The sequence below is a fragment of the Chitinophaga pinensis genome (assembly GCF_007896845.1).
Classification (GTDB): domain Bacteria; phylum Bacteroidota; class Bacteroidia; order Chitinophagales; family Chitinophagaceae; genus Chitinophaga; species Chitinophaga pinensis_C.
In genome coordinates this window covers 62,356-81,314 of record NZ_VOHS01000009.1, presented here as the reverse complement: position 1 = coordinate 81,314, position 18,959 = coordinate 62,356, and the positions used below count along the sequence as shown (strand labels likewise).

Annotated in this window: 15 protein-coding genes and 1 other RNA gene; 9 read left to right on the top strand and 7 right to left on the bottom strand. The window is 45.1% G+C overall.

What is annotated here, in order from left to right:
- Positions 1-121 precede the first annotated feature (121 nt).
- On the bottom strand, positions 122-940 hold the full coding sequence (locus FEF09_RS11655) for a glycogen/starch synthase (RefSeq protein WP_146305273.1): 819 nt from the start codon (positions 938-940) through the stop codon (positions 122-124).
- Between the two features lie 109 nt (positions 941-1,049).
- Between FEF09_RS11655 and panC the strand changes: the two genes are divergently transcribed.
- The 9 genes from panC to FEF09_RS11610 all read left to right on the top strand — a co-directional run bounded on the left by panC (position 1,050) and on the right by FEF09_RS11610 (position 13,213).
- A complete protein-coding gene (panC, locus tag FEF09_RS11650) occupies positions 1,050-1,907 on the top strand; it encodes a pantoate--beta-alanine ligase (protein WP_146305272.1) in 858 nt (285 codons plus the stop codon).
- Positions 1,908-2,043: 136 nt separating this feature from the next.
- Positions 2,044-2,388 carry an aspartate 1-decarboxylase gene (panD, locus tag FEF09_RS11645; RefSeq protein ID WP_012791323.1) on the top strand — a complete coding sequence of 115 codons (345 nt, stop codon included), beginning with the start codon at positions 2,044-2,046 and terminating at the stop codon, positions 2,386-2,388.
- 28 nt (positions 2,389-2,416) lie between these two features.
- Complete coding sequence (locus tag FEF09_RS11640; RefSeq protein ID WP_146305271.1) at positions 2,417-3,439, top strand: lysylphosphatidylglycerol synthase transmembrane domain-containing protein; 1,023 nt, start codon at positions 2,417-2,419, stop codon at positions 3,437-3,439.
- 681 nt (positions 3,440-4,120) lie between these two features.
- The gene (gene ppk1, locus FEF09_RS11635; protein WP_186774308.1) at positions 4,121-6,229 is read left to right on the top strand and encodes a polyphosphate kinase 1; all 2,109 of its coding nucleotides are present in this window, start codon (positions 4,121-4,123) and stop codon (positions 6,227-6,229) included.
- Positions 6,230-6,431: 202 nt separating this feature from the next.
- A complete protein-coding gene (locus tag FEF09_RS11630) occupies positions 6,432-7,313 on the top strand; it encodes an exopolyphosphatase (RefSeq protein ID WP_146305270.1) in 882 nt (293 codons plus the stop codon).
- 56 nt (positions 7,314-7,369) lie between these two features.
- Positions 7,370-8,185, top strand: a complete 816-nt coding sequence (gene panB, locus FEF09_RS11625; RefSeq protein ID WP_146305269.1) for a 3-methyl-2-oxobutanoate hydroxymethyltransferase — start codon at positions 7,370-7,372, stop codon at positions 8,183-8,185.
- Positions 8,186-8,194: 9 nt separating this feature from the next.
- Positions 8,195-9,079, top strand: a complete 885-nt coding sequence (locus FEF09_RS11620) for a DUF1338 domain-containing protein (RefSeq protein WP_146305268.1) — start codon at positions 8,195-8,197, stop codon at positions 9,077-9,079.
- Positions 9,080-9,194: 115 nt separating this feature from the next.
- Complete coding sequence (locus FEF09_RS11615) at positions 9,195-10,724, top strand: aldehyde dehydrogenase family protein (protein ID WP_146305267.1); 1,530 nt, start codon at positions 9,195-9,197, stop codon at positions 10,722-10,724.
- Positions 10,725-11,509: 785 nt separating this feature from the next.
- Positions 11,510-13,213, top strand: coding sequence for a S8 family serine peptidase (locus tag FEF09_RS11610; protein WP_222596949.1), 1,704 nt, complete (start codon positions 11,510-11,512; stop codon positions 13,211-13,213).
- A gap of 66 nt (positions 13,214-13,279) precedes the next feature.
- Here FEF09_RS11610 and FEF09_RS11605 read toward each other — a convergent pair whose 3' ends face one another.
- The 6 genes from FEF09_RS11605 to FEF09_RS11580 form a co-directional block, all read right to left on the bottom strand.
- Positions 13,280-13,693, bottom strand: a complete 414-nt coding sequence (locus FEF09_RS11605; protein WP_146305266.1) for a DUF4870 domain-containing protein — start codon at positions 13,691-13,693, stop codon at positions 13,280-13,282.
- Positions 13,694-13,766: 73 nt separating this feature from the next.
- An RNA gene (gene rnpB, locus FEF09_RS11600) (RNase P RNA component class A) lies at positions 13,767-14,158 on the bottom strand.
- A 33-nt stretch (positions 14,159-14,191) separates the two neighbouring features.
- Positions 14,192-15,235 carry a Smr/MutS family protein gene (locus tag FEF09_RS11595; protein WP_146305265.1) on the bottom strand — a complete coding sequence of 348 codons (1,044 nt, stop codon included), beginning with the start codon at positions 15,233-15,235 and terminating at the stop codon, positions 14,192-14,194.
- Between the two features lie 342 nt (positions 15,236-15,577).
- Positions 15,578-16,015 (bottom strand): DoxX family protein, encoded by a 438-nt coding sequence (locus FEF09_RS11590; protein WP_146305264.1) that lies wholly within the window; start codon positions 16,013-16,015, stop codon positions 15,578-15,580.
- A 106-nt stretch (positions 16,016-16,121) separates the two neighbouring features.
- Positions 16,122-17,771 (bottom strand): amino acid permease, encoded by a 1,650-nt coding sequence (locus tag FEF09_RS11585; RefSeq protein ID WP_146305263.1) that lies wholly within the window; start codon positions 17,769-17,771, stop codon positions 16,122-16,124.
- A 201-nt stretch (positions 17,772-17,972) separates the two neighbouring features.
- On the bottom strand, positions 17,973-18,944 hold the full coding sequence (locus tag FEF09_RS11580; protein ID WP_146305262.1) for a polyprenyl synthetase family protein: 972 nt from the start codon (positions 18,942-18,944) through the stop codon (positions 17,973-17,975).
- Positions 18,945-18,959 lie beyond the last annotated feature (15 nt).

Below are 18,959 nucleotides of genomic sequence, written 5' to 3'. Positions count from 1 at the left end.
CACTTTGGTGGTATGCTTACTGGTAAACCGCGCCAAAAATAGGAAAAAACTTTGAAAATGAGTTTCCTGTCAATAAAAAAAGCCTCGCTTTTAACGAGGCTTTATCATTTGATGGTAAGTGTTATTTTCCGAGTAGTTGTGTGTACAACTGCAGGTAGTCTGCCAGATCCTCGTTATCCTTTTTGTAAGGAAGGATGATCTTGCCTTTTTCCGCCTTCAGTTCATCTACCACTTTCTTTTCAGTTTTTTCTCCGGCCAGTACAACTGCGTCGGCGTATTTACCTGCGCCTCTGTTCAGTGCACTGTTGGTACCTTCTTTATACAATTCCAGGTCTTTTTCTTTGATCTGGGTACTGATGGTTGCCTTTTTAACGAAGCCGGCGCCGAGTTTCTCCTTGAAGCTGTTCGGCTCCATAGAGTAAACCACTTTAGAGTGGGCAAATACCGGTTCTTTCTTGTAGGCAGTCTTCAGATATAAAGGGATCAACGAAGTCATCCATCCGCTACAGTGAATAATGTCAGGCGGCCAGCCGAACTTCTTCACCGTTTCCAATGCTCCTTTACAGAAAAATACTGCACGGGCTGCATTATCGTCATAGAATTGCTCGTTTTCATCCGTAAATAAGGTCTTACGTTTGAAGTAGTCCTCGTTATCCAGGAAATACACCTGTAAACGGGCGTTCGGCAAAGAAGCTACTTTGATAATCAATGGATAGTCGTCACCCTCAATCACAATGTTAATGCCAGACAGTCTTACCACCTCGTGTAACCGGTGCCTTCTCTCGTTGATAATGCCAAACCGGGGCATGATCACCCGCACTTCCAGACCGGACTCATTGGACTTAATTGCCATTTTATTGACCATGTTCGCATAATCTGTTAATTCCAGATACGGCGACATTTCCTGAGCAATAAAAAGAATTCGTTTCTTTGTGGACATCTAATGCTGATATTAATGCAGTAATTTTAAATTTGGTTTGCAAAATTACGGATTTTTAACGGAAGAAAAGACAAATTGGCACTTTTAACATCCTTTTAAGCAATAAATTATGTATCTGTTCAAGCGGAAAGACGATCTCGGAAGGCTTTTATCAACAGCTAAGAAAGAAGGCAAACGTATTGGTTTTGTGCCTACTATGGGGGCATTACACGAAGGGCACCTGTCCCTTATCGCCGCAGCAAAAGAAAATAGCGATCTGGTAGTTTGCAGCATATTTGTCAATCCTACACAGTTTAATGATCCGGCCGACTTCGAAAAATACCCTATCACTATAGATCAGGACGTCACATTACTGACTGCCGCCGGCAACGATGTCCTGTTCCTGCCATCTGTGCAGGAAATGTATCCTAACGGACTGGCACCCGAGATGCACTATGACTTCGGTCCGCTGGAAACAGTACTCGAAGGGGCACACCGTCCGGGACACTTTCAGGGCGTTGGGCAGGTGGTACACAAATTACTGGGTCTGGTACAACCCGACAAATTATTCATGGGACAGAAAGACTTCCAGCAATGCCTGATTATCAATCGCTTGATAAAATTGCTCCAGCTGGACGTAGAACTGGTCATCTGCCCTACCAAACGCGAAGCTGACGGACTGGCCATGAGCAGCCGCAATCTTCGCCTTAATCCGGCTGAAAGACAAAATGCCCTTCATATTTCCCAGGCCCTGAATGGGATAAAGGCACATATTCACGACGCGCCTTTAAAAGAACTGTCTGCCCAGGGTATCGGCGAACTCGAAAGCAACGGTTTCGACGTGGACTATCTGGAAATGGTCTCCATACAGCCTGACGGCAACATCAGCTTCCCGGCCACAGCAGGTAAGGATCCTTTATATGCGGTTGTTGCAGCAAAGGAAACAAGCAGCGGCGTCAGACTGATAGATAACATGCAAGTTAACTGATCAACGCGAAATAAATACAGTACTCAGCCTCAAACCGGCCACAGTCCACGTGTCTGTGTTGGCCTAAGCGCTGTATTATATTTTTTCCCTAATTTTGCTGACACACTAGAACCCACAGGAGTGGGATATATTTAACATGCATATTGAAGTACTGAAAAGTAAGATCCACCGCGCAGTTATCACTGAAGCAAACCTGCAATACGTAGGAAGCATTACCATTGATGAAGATCTCATGGACGCTGCGAACGTTATTGAATACGAAAAAGTACAGGTAGTGAACGTTAACAACGGAGAGCGCCTCGAAACCTATATCATTAAAGGCAAACGCGGATCCGGCGTTGTCTGTATGAATGGCCCCGCTGCCCGCCTCTGTGCGGTTGGCGATATTGTAATCATTATCTCTTACGCATCTATGGACTTTGAGGAGGCTAAAAAACATACTCCTATCGCCATTTTCCCGAAAGAAAATAATAAATTGTAACCGCTGATCCCAAAAAATTACTATTACTATGCCCAAATTTGTGAAGTTTATCTGCTTTTTAGCCATTGGGCTGGGATTAGTTTGGCTTGTTACACATAATCTTACTGATAAGGAAAAGGACGATATATTCAGTTCACTGCAGCGCGCCAATTACTGGCTGCTGATTCCCGTGATCATTGTCGGTATTGCCAGTCACTGGTATAGAGCTGTACGCTGGAAACTGATTATGGAACCTCTGGGATATCATCCCGGCACCTTGAATACCTTCTTTGCTGTCATGGTAGGTTATCTGGCTAATCTGGCCGTACCCCGTCTCGGTGAAGTCACCCGTTGCGGTATCGTAGCGAGGTATGAAAAGATTCCGGTTGACAAACTTGTAGGTACCATGATTGCCGAACGCGCTGTTGACATGCTCCTATTACTGATCCTTATGGTGATCACGGTAGTCATCCAGATAGACGTAATAGGCGGTCTGTTCCTCAACGAAATATGGCTGCCCATTGAAAACAAGCTGGGTGCTGCCGGCAGTTCCCGCTCTCTGATACTTGCCGGCATTGCTGCCGGTGTGATCCTGTTGGGGTTTATCGGCTTCCGGCTGATTTCCCGCTCCGGTATCGGTATCAAGATCCGTGCATTGGCACATGGCGTATGGGACGGTATCCGCTCCATCGGCAAAATGGAAAAGAAAGGCTTGTTTATCTTCTACTCTATATTGATCTGGGCAATGTACTTCGCCATGATGTACCTTGGCTTCTATTGTATGGAAGAAACCCGTTACCTCGGATTAAAGGCGGCCCTCGCAGTCCTGATCATTGGTAGCGTAGGTATGATCGTTACACCGGGTGGTACCGGCGCCTACCAGTTTCTGGTACAACGCACGCTGATGGTATATGGGGTGCTCGATACTTCAGCATATGCCTTCGGTTGGATAGTATGGTCTGCACAGACCCTGCTGGTGCTGATCGTGGGACTGGGTAGCCTGATTGCGTTACCGTTGATGAATAAGCCGCAGGAAGCGACCGGCGGGCAGAAATTAGGAATTAACAATTAGGAATGAAGCATTGGCGGTGATGAGGAGCCATCTGGCTTACAACAGGGTCTTCACAAAAGCTGTCAATCTGATTATTCTTTGATAAAGACTATAAGAAAGGTGCTGATCAATCGTCAGCACCTTTTTATTTGCAGGTTCAGTACACAATATAGACCTCTTTGAGGACGCCACCTGATCTACTGATACTGAATACCTTGCATGCATCAAGTCCACCTTATGTGCGTATCAGGTCCATCTTCCGGACGCCTTTTCTACCGCTTTTATTCGCCCCCATCCCCTATCAGGTCCATCTCATATGCGTATCAGGTCCACCTTTTGTCCATGTCTTCCCCCTCTCATGGATGCACATTGTGTAACATTCCTTTATTCATGCGCTATTCCTGCGACAAGCGACGCTCCTTCCACTGACAACTATACATCATAGCCTCCTGCACCCTCCGCCCTTATAATCCGGTGATTTATACATCATAACATAGAAATATGGCATGGATTTCCTGCTATAAATTGATGAGGCACGCAGCAGAAATCCTTATCTTTAAGAAAAGACAGCGGAAATTTAACATACGATGTTATTCAAAATATGTATTGTTGCGATTAGCAGTGTAATCACAACCGTTAATCAGCTTTCCGATGCGATTGTCTAATAGTGAGCATATAGATACTAATTTTCAAGATCCTGTGATGGAAAAGAAAAGCAATAGCAAAAAAATAGCACCAATAGCTAAGAAACCAAAGATTATTGCCAGGGACATCAGCTGGTTGGCATTTAACGCCAGGGTGTTGCAGGAAGCCTCCGATAAGAGCGTTCCTCTCCTTGAGCGTATCCGCTTTCTCGGTATTTTTTCCAACAATCTGGATGAATTCTTCCGCGTACGTGTTGCAACCCTGAAAAGAATGCTGCTGGTAGGCAAGTCTACCCGCATGCACCTCGAAGAGAACCCCGACGAGATTCTGGATGGTATTCAGGATAAGGTAATTGACCAGCAACGGGAATTTGACCGTATCTGGGAAGGGATAGAAGATGAACTGAAAGAACAGAAGATCTTCATCCGTACCGAAAAACACCTGAACAAAGAACAACAGAAGTTTGTCCTGAACTACTTCAATGAAGAAGTACGTACCAATATCATCCCCCTGATGATAGAAAGTATTCAGCACTTCCCCTTCCTGCGTGATAAATCCATCTATCTCGCAGTAGTGTTGGCCAGACAGGATAACTCTGTCAGACAGAAGTTTGCCCTGATCGAGATCCCGACCTCTATCCTGCCACGTTTTATCATCCTTCCATCCAAAGATGGTGAGGAAGATATCATGCTGCTGGAAGACGTGATCCGTTTCAGCTTACCGCATATCTTCTCTTACTTCGGCTTCGATAAATTCTCAGCGCATATTATCAAGGTGACCAGAGATGCTGAACTGGATATCGATAATGATATCTCCACCAGCCTCATTCACCAGATTGAAAAAGGACTGAAAGACCGTCGTAAAGGGAAACCTGTACGATTCGTTTATGATAAAGACATAGACCCGCTGCTGCTGGAATATCTGATGCGCCGCCTCGGTCTTTCCGGGAAAGACAACCTCATTCCCGGCGCCCGTATCCATAACTTCAAGGACTTTATGGATTTCCCTCCCGGCGTATTTAAGGAAAGAACAAGTCCGCAGCGCAAAAGCTTCATACATCCGCTCTTTGCGAATGCATCCAGTGTGATGCACGTCATCCAGATGCAGGACGTGATGCTGCATTTCCCTTACCATTCCTTCGATACGATTATCGACCTGTTAAGGGAAGCCGCGATCGATCCGAATGTGACCAGTATCAAAATTACCGCTTACCGTCTTGCGAGAAATTCCAAGATCGTGAATGCATTGGTGAATGCCGTGCGTAACGGTAAACAGGTAACGGTCGCATTAGAACTGCGTGCGCGCTTCAATGAGGCAGATAATCTGGAATGGAAGACCCGTCTGGAAGACGAAGGTGTGAAAGTATTGATCGGTATCCCCGGATTGAAAATACACGCCAAATTGTGTGTGATCAAAAAACGTATCGGTACCAAAACTGTACAATGCGGCTTTGTCAGCACCGGTAACCTGAATGAAAAGACGGCAAGGGTGTATGGAGACCATTGTCTGCTGACAGCTAACCGGAACATCCTCGCTGACATCAACCGTATATTCAGTTATCTGGAAAACAGCAAACATGATATCAAGTTGCTGGAGGCATGTAATACCCTGCCGGTAAGCCCTTACAGTATGCGTCCTTTCTTCCTGCGGATGATTGACAAAGAGATCAAGAACGCCCGTCATAAGAAAGGTGGTTCTATGATTATCAAAATGAACTCTCTCTCCGATCCTGAAATGATCAGCAAACTATATGAAGCAGCAAAAGAAGGTGTTGATGTCAGTATGATCATCAGAGGTATCTGTTGCGCATATACGGAAAATAAAAAATGGAAGAAAGATATCACTGCTGTCAGCATTGTTGATGAGTATCTGGAGCATGCCCGTGTATTCTCCTTCGGTAAAGATTCGCAGGAGAAAGTATACATCGCATCCTGCGATTGGATGCTGCGCAACCTTGACCACCGCGTAGAAGTAGCCATTCCGATCTTTGATCCGGCGATACAGCAGGAACTGAGAGATATTCTCGCCATTCAACTGAGCGGTAATGTGAAAGCAAGGATACTGGATAATGAACAGAAGAACGAATACAAACGCGATAGTAGCGGGAAGAAGATCAGGTCACAGATAGAGATCTTTAAGTATTTACATGAGAAACAGTATAGTTAATCTGCATGAAGAATTAAAAAGTAAGGATTAAGAATTGGCCTCATTAAGTGACGCTAATGCTCAATATAAGCTGAATGTGTATATCAGGGTATTGTTGGTACAGTATTTAGCTTTAGGGCATTTTCGTATGAATGTCAGCTATGTTTGACCCAATTCTTAATTTTTAATTCTTAATTCCTAATTGATCTTTATTTTTGCGCCCATGAAGCTTGCTGCCATTGATATCGGGTCTAACGCTGCAAGGCTGCTTATTTCAGAAGCATCGCCTAACAGCCAGGGCCGGATGGATTTTACTAAAGTCAACCTTCTCAGGGTACCGTTGCGTCTGGGTCTTGATGTATTCAGCGAAGGTGCGATTTCTGAGAAAAGAGCAAATCATCTGCTCAACACGATAAAAGCCTACAAACTTTTGCTGGAAGTATATGAGGTAAAGTACCTGAAAGCATGTGCTACCTCAGCCATGCGGGATGCTTCTAACGCAGCACAAATATTACAGGATGTCAGACAACAGACCGGTATAGACATCAAAGTCATTTCCGGTCAGGAGGAAGCTTCTTTCCTCTACGAAAGTCACATTGCAGAAAATCTGGATAAAACCCGCTCCTACATGTATGTCGATGTAGGCGGAGGTAGTACGGAAGTCACCATCTTCAGCAATAACAGTCTTCGCTATAAAGAATCTTTCAATATCGGCACTATCCGCCTGATGCAACATCAGGTAAAGGATGATCAATGGCAGTATATGAAAGACACGATCAAATCCCGTGTGAAGGGGCTTGGTACAGTAACGGCCATCGGTTCTGGTGGTAATATCAACAAGATCTTCTCGCTCTCCAAGCGTAAGGAAGGTAAGCCGCTTACACTGGAAGTACTGAAAGACTACTATAAAGAATTCAACGGTTTCAGCGTTGAAGAACGTATCCATCTATACAATCTGCGGGAAGACCGCGCCGATGTAATTGTCCCTGCGCTGCAGATCTACATCAATATCATGCGTTGGGCAGATGCCGAAGAGATCTTTGTGCCTAAGATCGGGCTTGCAGATGGTCTGATCCAGTCTCTGTATGCTGAGATTAGCAAGTAATTGATAAATAATGGTTACCTTACCGCCCATTTTCTCATCAATAATCTGTCATTCAGATGTCAACGCACAAAGAAGTTAAACGGATCACAACGCACATATTACAGAAAATGAAAAATGATGGAGAGAAGATCTCCATGCTGACAGCTTATGATTATTCCATGGCGCGCATCTTTGACGATGCCGGTATGGATATCCTGCTGGTGGGCGATTCTGCCGCCAACGTAATGGCGGGTTATGAAACGACCTTACCCATCACGCTGGATCACATGATCTATCATGCAGCTTCTGTAGTAAGAGGAATCAAGCGGAGTTTTGTTGTCGTAGACCTGCCTTTTGGTACCTATCAGGGCAATTCCAAAGAAGCACTGGCCTCTACCGTGCGTATTATGAAGGAAACCAGCGCACATGGTATCAAAATTGAAGGCGGTGAAGAAATTATCGAATCAGTAAAACGTATCATTTCTGCGGGTGTACCGGTAATGGGTCACCTCGGATTGACACCTCAATCCATCAATAAATTCGGCACCTACAGTGTAAGAGCAACCGAAGAAGCAGAAGCCCAGAAACTGTTGAAAGACGCGCTGCTTTTACAGGAAGCAGGCTGTTTTGCCCTCGTACTGGAAAAGATCCCTGCGATGTTGGCCAAACAGGTGGCTGAAAGCCTCCAGATACCGGTTATCGGCATTGGCGCCGGCAAATATGTAGACGGTCAGGTACTGGTGATGCATGACATGTTAGGTATCAACAAAGATTTTAAACCCCGCTTCCTGCGTCGTTATCTCAATTTATATGACGAAATTTACAAGGCGTCACAGCAATATATCCACGACGTGAAAGCAAAAGACTTTCCGAACGATAACGAACAATACTAAAATCGTTTTATGTTAGACTATGTTCTTAGCGGTCTGATGCAACGCTATCAGGAACGTGTTCCTGATGTTGCCGCCATTATTGCCGCCATGATCACTGAGAATCTGATCCAGGTTCCGGAAGACATTGAGAATGACCATATTGCCTTCCGTACAATAGGGGTACCCGAACTCGGGATACAGTCGCTGGAAAAGATCTTCCTCCACTACGGTTACACCAGAAGAGATGCGTATCACTTTAAGGCAAAGAAGCTGGACGCATACTGGTATGCGCCTCCTGCCCCCCACTTTCCCCGCATTTTCATCAGTGAATTACGGGTGAAGGATCTTAGTCCGGAAGCGCAACAGATCATCACCAGCTACACCAAAGAAGTACTGGTAGATCCTGTCAGCAATCTGGACCTGAATGACGGACCGGCAGTGGACGCCTTCCTGCACAGTGCTCTCTGGCGCACGCCTACTTTGGAAGACTACCAAAAGCTGGCAGCGGAGAGTGAATATGCAGCATGGGTGATCTATAACCGTTATTACCTGAACCATTTCACGATCAGTTTACAAAACCTGCCGCCGGGTTATAACACGGTGGCCGACTTCAATAAATTCCTCGAAAAAGAAGGATTTACGCTGAATGACTCCGGCGGTAAGATCAAGGAAAGTCCGGATCACCTCCTGTTGCAAAGCAGTACAGTCGCCAAAATGATTCCGGCTACCTTTGCCAATAATGAAGTGCAGAAGATTGCAGGCTCTTATGTGGAATTTGCCGAACGCAGGGTACTACCGGAGTTCGCCCATCTTCCGGCCGATCAGATCACCCGCGAAAAACGCAGGGAAGGATTTGAGGCAGGCAATGCAGACCGTATTTTCGAAAGTACATACAGTTCACAAACGAATAAATAATCAGTTAAGGCCGGTCAGTATCCTGTCCGGCCTAGTTATTTTGTTAATCTTATATAGCTCATTATCAATAGCCTGATCTATTGGTGTACATCAAAACAATAAAAACAGCATACGCATGATACAGGACATTCTGCAACAGTTACAGATCGGCAATGTGAATAGTGGTGTCAGCACAGGTATCAACTGGCTGGATGCGAAAGGCGCCGTGATTGACGCATCTTCTCCTGTCGATGGACAACACATTGCTACCGTAAAAACAGCCAGCCGTGAAGACTATGATACGGTCATCGCTACCGCTCAGGCAGCCTTCAAAGAATGGCGTTTATGGCCGGCTCCCCGTAGAGGTGAAATAGTGCGCCAGGTTGGCGAAGCACTCCGGCAAAACAAAGAAGCACTTGGTAAACTGGTTTCTTATGAGATGGGTAAAAGCCTGCAGGAAGGATACGGTGAAGTACAGGAAATGATCGATATCTGCGACTTTGCAGTAGGCCTCTCCCGTCAGTTACACGGGCTAACCATGCACTCGGAGCGTCCCGGTCACAGAATGTATGAGCAATGGCATCCTTTGGGCATTACAGGCATTATTTCGGCCTTTAACTTCCCAGTCGCAGTATGGAGCTGGAATGCGATGCTTGCATGGATATGCGGCGATGTGTGCGTCTGGAAACCATCAGAAAAAACGCCTTTGTCTGCCATCGCCTGTCAGCACATTATACAGGATGTACTCAAAACGAATAATGTTCCGGAAGGTGTTTGCTGTCTCGTAGCTGGTGGTCGTGATACCGGAGAATGGATCGCTGCGGATACACGTATACCATTGGTATCAGCTACCGGATCTACGCGCATGGGTAAAGCAGTAGGTAGTGTGGTGGGCGCCCGTCTGGGTCGTTCTTTGCTGGAACTGGGTGGTAACAATGCGATTATCATTACAGCAGATGCGGATCTGGATATGTCGCTCATCGGTTGTGTATTCGGTGCGGTTGGTACTGCCGGACAACGTTGTACCAGCACCCGCAGACTCATCATCCATGAAAGTGTATATGATGCATTTACACAGAAACTGGCAAAAGCTTATCAGCAGTTGCGTATTGGTAATCCTCTGGATGAGCACAATCATGTTGGTCCGCTGATCGACAAAGATGCTGTCAGTCTCTATCTCGATACTATCGAAAAAGTAAAGGCACAAGGCGGTAGTTTCCTTGTGGAAGGTGGCGTATTATCCGGCGATGCATATAGCTCCGGATGTTATGTAAAGCCTTGTATTGCGGCTGTAGAGAACGCCTACCCTATTGTGCAGCATGAGACCTTTGCGCCTGTGCTGTATGTCATGAAATACAGCAAGCTGGAAGACGCAATCGCGATGCAGAACGACGTGCCACAGGGACTATCTTCTGCTATCATGACACTCAACCTGCGTGAAGCGGAATTATTCCTTTCTCAGGCAGGATCTGATTGTGGTATCGCCAATGTAAACATCGGTACTTCCGGTGCGGAAATCGGTGGTGCATTTGGAGGTGAAAAGGAAACAGGTGGTGGCAGAGAGAGTGGTTCTGATGCGTGGAGAGCATACATGCGCAGGCAAACCAATACGATTAACTATTCGACGCATTTACCACTGGCACAGGGGATCAAGTTTGACCTGTAACCAAATTTCAGTCAGCCGTCAGCAAACAGGCTCCTGCAGGCAGCGTTTACTGTTAAAGATATCATAAAAGCGCGGGCGTCCACAATTGTGGACGCCCGCGCTTTTATGATAATAAGATTCAACTAATCAATATGTTATCTGTTGACAGATCAATCTCCGGAGTATTTCATTGCTGATTGCAGACCGGTAATTTCTGATTGTAAACACAATTTCCTCATTACTCTTCCGTTTAATATGCGGATAACTTTTAAACTAATATTATTTAGCATATTCACAATTGCATGTGAGTGACAACGTAGATCAAAAGAATAGCGAGGTTAGAGAACCTCGCTTTTTCGTTAAACGGAAACCATGCTTATGAGAATAGTCTTGACTAACTAATAGAAAGTTATCAAGTACTCTTCCAGCTCTAAATATTACACTTTTTTCCGGAAATTCATATTCTACTTTTGTGGTATTTGCAAATTTTTTTTGACGAACGGCAAAATGAATTGCTGATATCAATACAGTAGCGACTTTCGTGGCAACAGGCGTCCACTTTCTCCCTGAAAAATTTCTCTCATATTCCTTTAATTGTTAAATTAACAGTAAATAGGTGACTGAACTAAATTACAGGTACTTTTAAGCTATTGTCACACATACGCGGACGACTATCCCGTTCATTAGCTGCTGGCACGTTGTTTCTGTCGTTCATCACTTTAGATAACCCGATCCCTGACATTTTGCATACCTTTAACCTAATTTGGTTTTTGATTTGTAAAGTTTATTGAGAAAAAAACAGACTGATGAAATCTAATAAAGCTATGGCAGTCATGGCTGGTGTTGTGTTGATGGCTGCTCTGACCGCTAACCCGACTTATGCCCAAACCACAGCGATCCCGCGAAACTGGCACTTACTGAATTATGCGCAGGATAGTGTATTCGGTACCGGCGTTGAGAAGGCCTACAACGAGTTACTAAAAGATAAAAAAAGCACCCCTGTACTGGTTGCGGTGATCGATTCAGGTATCGACACCCTGCATGAAGATCTTAAATCCATCCTTTGGGTTAATCCAAAAGAAATCCCCGGCAACGGTATTGACGACGATAAAAACGGCTACGTGGACGATGTCCATGGCTGGAACTTTCTCGGCGGTAAAGACGGTCGCAGCGTAAAGGAGGATTCCGATGAAGCTACCCGCGAATACTACCGGTATAAGAACCTTTATGGAAATCCGGACTCTGTGCTGGATAAACAATCCAAAGAGTACCTCTACTGGCAGAAACTGCAGGGTAAAGTAGTGAAACCTTCTGCCAACGAAGCAAAGGTGACTTATAAGACCATGCTGAAACTGCAGGAAAGTCTGCGTAAATGCGAAACACTGCTGACAGGTTATCTGAAGCAGAATGATTTCACAGCCGCAAAACTGGACAGCATTCAGACTGCTGACGCAGATGTAATGGTTGCCAAGAAGTTCATGCAGCGCATCTTCCAGAACACCGGAGAAGAAAATATCAGCTACTCCGAACTGAAATCTGAGTTTGATGAATACCTCGCTGATCTGAAACATAAAGCGGAAGCAGCTGAAAGTGAAGGTCCGGCGGATAAACGTGCAGACATTATCGGTGATAACATCAACGATATCAATGATAAATACTACGGTAACAGTGATGTGATGGGACAATTTGGTTTCCATGGTACACACGTTTCCGGTATCATCGCAGCTGTAAGAGGCAATGGTGTTGGTATGGATGGTATCAATGATAACGTACGCATCATGATGGTGAAAGCGGTTCCTGACGGGGATGAACGTGATAAAGATGTGGCACTGGCTATCCGTTATGCGGTTGACAATGGTGCGCGTGTTGTGAATATGAGTTTTGGTAAAGGCTTCTCCCCTCACAAAGACTGGGTAGATGCTGCGGTTAAATATGCAGAAGAAAAAGGCGTATTACTGATACATGCTGCGGGTAACGATGGCAGTGACAATGATGTTGTTGACAACTTCCCGAATCCTGATTTCGCAGATCATTCTCCGAGAGCAAATAACTACATTACTGTTGGTGCAAGCGGCAATGGCAGAGGCAACAGCAAAGTAGCCAGCTTCTCTAACTACGGTAAGAAGAATGTAGATATTTTCGCACCGGGTGTACAGATCTACTCGACAGTTCCCGGTGGTAATAAATATGGCGCCGCCAGCGGAACCAGTATGGCAGCCCCTGTTGTTGCAGGTGTGGCAGCACTGGTACTGGCTTATCATCCAAACCTGACTGCGCAGCAGCTGAAATATATCCTCGTAAAATCTGCTACGCCGTTACCGGATGGCACTACCGAGGTAAATAAACCGGGTGCCGGTGATACCAAAGTACCTTTCTCAGATCTGTCTATCTCCGGTGGATTAGTGAATGCTTATGAAGCATTGAAACTGGCGGATACCATCGATACCGAAAAGGGTACCAATCCAAAGAAAAAGAAGAAAGCAAAGATGGAGTCTATTAAAAAAGGCTAATCATTCATAAAATAAGAAAGGGGTGTCTGAGTTGATCAGACACCCCTTTCTTATTTTAAAACACTTTTATTTTACTAATCTCCAGCTCAACGGATACTTATAGAATATTCCGTTACTCGCTTTTGATGCTGCAATCGCTGAAAACACAATATTCACTACAAACACAACCCCTCTCGTCCCATGAAACAGGGAGAACTGTTTGAAATCCCAGTAATAGTAGTTGAATCCGGGTCTGCCCCAGCTCCACTCCCAGTGGTTGATCATACCTAGTACATTGAGCCCTACGTTGATGATGCTCAGGGTGATCTGAAAGTTCAGCGCTTCTTTACCGGTTTCACTCAGGAACTCGGATTCATTACGCTTGATCAGCCACAATACCAATGGTGCAATGATATTGCCTGCAGGTGGAATGAACATCATACCGGCGATACCAGCGAGGTGCATGGCGAGTGCCCAGTTTCTTTCTTCTTGTTGTTTCATAAAAGGTATATAATTCGGGTTATGTCTTCAGGGTTGTTTCTTCTGGTTGATAAGCACAGCAATGTATAAAAACAAAAACTACAAACCTATAAGCCGGATTCTGTTCTCCTTTGCAGGAGACGCTATCATTTATCTTCGATACCGTTCACACGGCACCTGTATCTGCCTACCCTCGGTCATCGGACGAGTAGCCCTAAGCGACCGTATACATGGCATTTCAACACGCAAGGTTTACCCTCCCAATATGTTGCCATACCAGAACGTGGGCTCTTACCCCACATTTTCACCCTTACCTGCGCTGCTTACGCAGACAACAGGCGGTAATTTTCTGTGGCACTGTCTGTACCGCTTTCCTCTCTTTTGACGGAGAAAAAAGCAGCCCCACCCGTTAGGTGGTGCGTTACTCTATGTTGTCCGGACTTTCCTCATCTGCCTTTCGGCAGAAGCGATAGCACGGTTTGTAGTTTCTGCAAATGTAATAGAAAACCTGGCATATGCCTAGTGCCGGAAAAATATCTCCGTAGCACCATAGCCATAGCGGGGATGATATTCGTTAACAAACCTTTCTACCCCGGGTGTTTCCCTGAGAATGGCATGTATTTCATCCTTCAGTTTGCCTTTTCCGACCCCATGAATCACGATCATGCTATGCTGGTGATGTGCGATAGCCAGTTCCATGTAATGGACGAACTCGTTCAACTGTATGGCAAGGATCTCAATGTTCTTCAGTCCCTTCCATTCCTTTACCAGTTGTTCAATATGCAGGTCAAGTTCATACTTCGGTTGCTGGGGCGCTTCCGGCTGCACCTGTACTGGTTGTCCGCTGCCACTGTTACCCGCTGCAAATGCACCAACACTGGATGGATCAAAGTAAGGCTTGTCATTCTTGCTCTTCTCCGGATACTTTTCAAAAAGCACCTGCGTCAATGTAGCATCTCTTCTGGCCTGTAACTCAGACAACTGCAGGAACAGCTGTTTAGCCTTTGGCTTCCACGTTTTCGGGAAGGAAGATGCCAGTTTATCGTTTTTCTCTTTTGGGAAAAACACAAATTCCAGCCGCGGACTGTCATTCAGCGACTCAAACATCAGATCGGAAAGGTAGAAATTGCCGAAAGGCTGGATCTCATTACGGATCTCCAATTCCATGCTATTGCGCAGCCATACCTGAAAATTAAAACGGTAAGCCTCGTTCGTCTCATTGAGCAGATGAAACTTCAGGGATTGTACATGCTCTTCATAGGCATCCAGACGGAATACCGGCAGGATTGAAAGGAACATACCTCTGCTCATACGGATATTATCTTCGTATTTCTTTTTTTCCGGCTTAATATCATAACCCTGGATCCGCTGTTGTGGTGGAGGCGGAGCCGGCTTCGGATTCGTAAAGCGATGAAAATACGGGAAATCGATCTGGTCGAGGTATACAGGAAAAGTCACCTTTCCCACTTCTACCATTACCATATCATTATTGATAATGTCTACGACTGTCCCCTCCTCTTTGGAATGCAGGAGTAATATCTTATCACCAATCTCAAACTTCATACTTGCAATGCCGCGATGGTCATACAAATTTTATGGAACTGTTGTGAAAAAGCAGTCCACATCGCGAATAGCAAAGATAACTATCAATTAGGAATTAGAATTAAGAATTAGGAATTGGGGTAAAAAGTGCTTTAAAGCAACTTTGAAACAGACAATATCATAACCGCGCATCGGATCATTGATCCATGCACAACGGATGGATATCAGGAGTGACTAAGCAAATGGTTATCAGCTGACTATTATCTACATAGCAGTATACGTTCACGGTGTGACATCTCATTCACCGTAAACACCTGATATAACCGGATTCCTGATGTTTAATTCCTAATTCTTAATTGATACTCATGCCGGGTGACGGCGCATATATTCGTCAAACGAAATGGGGCCGCTGCCCTCCACAAGGAAGAAGACAAGTAACAGCAGAACAAGGATAGAAAGGCCGGCTTCACCATGTACACTAAATAACCCCGTAGAGGTATGTACAAAAAAGATGGCACCGATTAAGACGGGAATGTTGGCAAGGATCGCCACACGTGTAAGTAAACCGAAAATGATAAGTACTCCTCCAGCCAGATGAGCAAAGACAATGTAGTGAGCAAGCCAGAACGACATTACTGTGAGGACCGGATTTTCGTTGATCACAGCTTTAAGAACATCGATATTTTGTATGAAAACCACCCCTTTGTAGAATAAAAAGACTCCAAGGAGCACACGTATAGCATCCAGCCAACGCGGATGATGCGTCTCGCCCCAACGGTCTATTCGTTGTAGTAGATTCATAAAACATGATTTTAAGATCAAAGAGCTAACCGAATATACGAAATAAAGTTGACTAAAGCAATAGTCTGTATGACGGAAGCAACTATCTCCTAAAATATTGATATGCTTATGCTTGTGCCAGCTTACTCCTTCTGAAACCGTAACCGAAGTAAATCACCAGACCGATCAGCAGCCAGATGGAAAACACCACCCAGTTTCTGAAACCGATCTCGGTCATCAGATAGAAACAGCTCAGCAGTCCTAAAACAGGAATCAGTGACAATTTGTGGCGGATAGAAAGGAACGCAAATATCAGCGCAGCTACCACAAAGAAGAAGAAAGGAATATTATGTTTCCACACATCCCAGCCACCTGCAAAAGAAAAACGTTGTGGCAGTTCATTGCGGAAAATGTATGCAAAAATGAGAATGATCGCCGGTACAATAAACTGACCATTGATATACGGCAGTCTGAAACGTTTTGAATGCGGATCTTTCTCCTGTTTGGGCAGCAACAGTACACCACCACATACAAGGATAAAGGCAAATAAAGTACCGATACTGGTCAGATCAGTTACTACCGTCAGGTTAAGGAACAAAGCAGGTATACCTACCAGAAAACCTGTTACGATCGTTGCAAAAGAAGGTGTCTTAAACTTCGGATGGATGATACTGAAACGCTTTGGCAACAGACCATCACGACTCATACTCATCCAGATACGTGGTTGTCCGATCTGGAATACCAGCAACACACTCGTCGTTGCTACAACGGCACTCACGGAGATCAGAAAACTTACTTTCGGCAGGTTTACCGCATTAAACACAAATGCCAGCGGATCTTCCACTTTCAGCTGTGTATATGACACCATACCTGTCAGTACAAAGGCAATCAGAATATATAATACTGTACAGATCACCAGTGAGTAGATCATCCCTTTGGGCAGGTCCCTCTGTGGATTTGCACACTCCTCGGCTGTCGTACTGATCGCATCAAAGCCTATATAAGCAAAGAACACTGCAGATACACCCTTCAGGACACCTGAAAATCCATTTGGCATAAATGGCGTCCAGTTGTCAGTGTTGACAAAGAAAGCACCCACAATAATTACAAAGAGTATCACCAGTATCTTCAGTCCTACCATGAAATTCGCGCTGCGTTTGCTCTCTCTGATACCTACAAATGCCAGATACGTCACCAGTACCACAATGATAAAGGCCGGCAGGTTCAAAATCACCGGCAGTCCGAATATATGCGGCGCAGCAGCATACAACTCAGGGGACGCACTATCATAATTGCTTGTCAGCCACTCCGGAAAAGACAGGTTGACACCCAGCCCTTTTCCTACCCCTGCCAGCAGGTTATTGAAGTACCCGCTCCATGAAATAGCAACCGCAATATTACCAATGGCATATTCAAGGATCAATGACCAACCTATAATCCAGGCGGCTATTTCTCCGAACGTGACATAAGAATAAGTATATGCACTGCCCGATACCGGTACGCGGGATGCAAACTCCGCATAACAGAGCGCAGAAAATCCGCAGGTAACAGCAGTAATAATAAATAATAAGGAAACACCGGGGCCACCATGAAAAGATGCCTCACCGATCGTAGAGAAGATCCCTGCACCGATAACGGCTGCAATGCCCAGCGCAGTAAGGTCCTTCACCTTTAATACCTTGTTGAGTTCTCCCCCTCCATGCGCATCCGTTAAACCATCTTGAGCATCTTTGAGTATACTGATAATAGATTTCTTACGAAAAAGCGATTTGGACATCCGGTAATTAGGTTCAGGTTTAGCTAATGCGCGAATATATATAAATTAGCCGATAAGCAAACTTTCACCCGCTTTTTGATTATAAAAAACGCTGTTGCGGACAAAAAACATTGTATATAAACGGCTAAAAAAGCAAAAGGCCATCCGTTTATGACGGACAGCCTCTTTATCTGCAATAATATTACTATGAATAATTAACTGCTAGTGTTCGCGGTTCAACAGGAAATTCGCCAGCTCAATCAACGGTCCCTTCCTCGAAGAAAGCACCGCTATGCTTTCCAGATGTTCAAATGCCAGCTGTTGAAAACGGTCTTTCTCCTTTTCCGCCCAGGCATCTACTTTACAATCATGGAATAATTCCAATACCTGATTCACTTTATCATCCGGACTGGTCGCCAGTAACTCCTTCAGTTTCTGATGTTGTGCCGGATTACAAAGTTCCAGCGCTTTCAGCAACAGGAATGTCTTTTTATTGACCAGTATATCTCCACCCTGTTGTTTACCGAATTTCTCCGGATCACCGAAGGCATCCAGATAATCATCCTGAATCTGGAAGGCAATCCCTATGTTTTTGCCGAACTCGTAAATATGCCGCTGATTGTAATCGCTGCCACCACCGATGATAGCGCCCATCTGCAGACTTGCAGCCAGCAATACGGAGGTCTTCAGTGCGATCATCTTCACATAATCGTCGTATTTCACCTGTTCCGGCTCCATTTCTTCGAAGTCCATATCGATCTGCTGTCCCTCACATACTTCAATAGCTGCCTTGTTAAATGCGGTGATCAGCTTCTGTTTGTAATGTGGCTGTACTTTGTTCAGGTACTCATATACCTTGATCAGCATCACGTCTCCGGCCAGAATAGCAGCGGTATCCCCGTACAGGGTATGCACGGTAGGCTGATTACGGCGCAGTGGCGCTTTGTCCATGATATCGTCATGCACCAGAGTAAAGTTATGGAACAGTTCAACGGCGGTACCGACATGAAAAGCATCCGGGTGGATCTCGTCAAACAGTTCATTTCCCATAATAGACAATATCGGTCTTATGCGCTTGCCTCCTATATTTAAGATATGACTGGCAGCGTCATAGAGTTTCTTTGGCTCCTTCGGGAAATGTTCCTTGCTGAAATGTTCTCCAAACTGAATGGTTAAGTCTTTGAATGAATGCATGGTGTGATATCTATA

Coding starts and splice junctions, on each gene's coding strand:
- FEF09_RS11590 (WP_146305264.1), bottom strand. CDS start 16,015: ATGAATCTACTACAACGAATAGACCGTTGGGGCGAGACGCATCATCCG.
- panB (WP_146305269.1), top strand. CDS start 7,370: ATGTCAACGCACAAAGAAGTTAAACGGATCACAACGCACATATTACAG.
- ppk1 (WP_186774308.1), top strand. CDS start 4,121: ATGGAAAAGAAAAGCAATAGCAAAAAAATAGCACCAATAGCTAAGAAA.
- panC (WP_146305272.1), top strand. CDS start 1,050: ATGTATCTGTTCAAGCGGAAAGACGATCTCGGAAGGCTTTTATCAACA.
- panD (WP_012791323.1), top strand. CDS start 2,044: ATGCATATTGAAGTACTGAAAAGTAAGATCCACCGCGCAGTTATCACT.
- FEF09_RS11655 (WP_146305273.1), bottom strand. CDS start 940: ATGTCCACAAAGAAACGAATTCTTTTTATTGCTCAGGAAATGTCGCCG.
- FEF09_RS11595 (WP_146305265.1), bottom strand. CDS start 15,235: ATGAAGTTTGAGATTGGTGATAAGATATTACTCCTGCATTCCAAAGAG.
- FEF09_RS11615 (WP_146305267.1), top strand. CDS start 9,195: ATGATACAGGACATTCTGCAACAGTTACAGATCGGCAATGTGAATAGT.
- FEF09_RS11610 (WP_222596949.1), top strand. CDS start 11,510: ATGAAATCTAATAAAGCTATGGCAGTCATGGCTGGTGTTGTGTTGATG.
- FEF09_RS11620 (WP_146305268.1), top strand. CDS start 8,195: ATGTTAGACTATGTTCTTAGCGGTCTGATGCAACGCTATCAGGAACGT.
- FEF09_RS11640 (WP_146305271.1), top strand. CDS start 2,417: ATGCCCAAATTTGTGAAGTTTATCTGCTTTTTAGCCATTGGGCTGGGA.
- FEF09_RS11585 (WP_146305263.1), bottom strand. CDS start 17,771: ATGTCCAAATCGCTTTTTCGTAAGAAATCTATTATCAGTATACTCAAA.
- FEF09_RS11605 (WP_146305266.1), bottom strand. CDS start 13,693: ATGAAACAACAAGAAGAAAGAAACTGGGCACTCGCCATGCACCTCGCT.
- FEF09_RS11630 (WP_146305270.1), top strand. CDS start 6,432: ATGAAGCTTGCTGCCATTGATATCGGGTCTAACGCTGCAAGGCTGCTT.
- FEF09_RS11580 (WP_146305262.1), bottom strand. CDS start 18,944: ATGCATTCATTCAAAGACTTAACCATTCAGTTTGGAGAACATTTCAGC.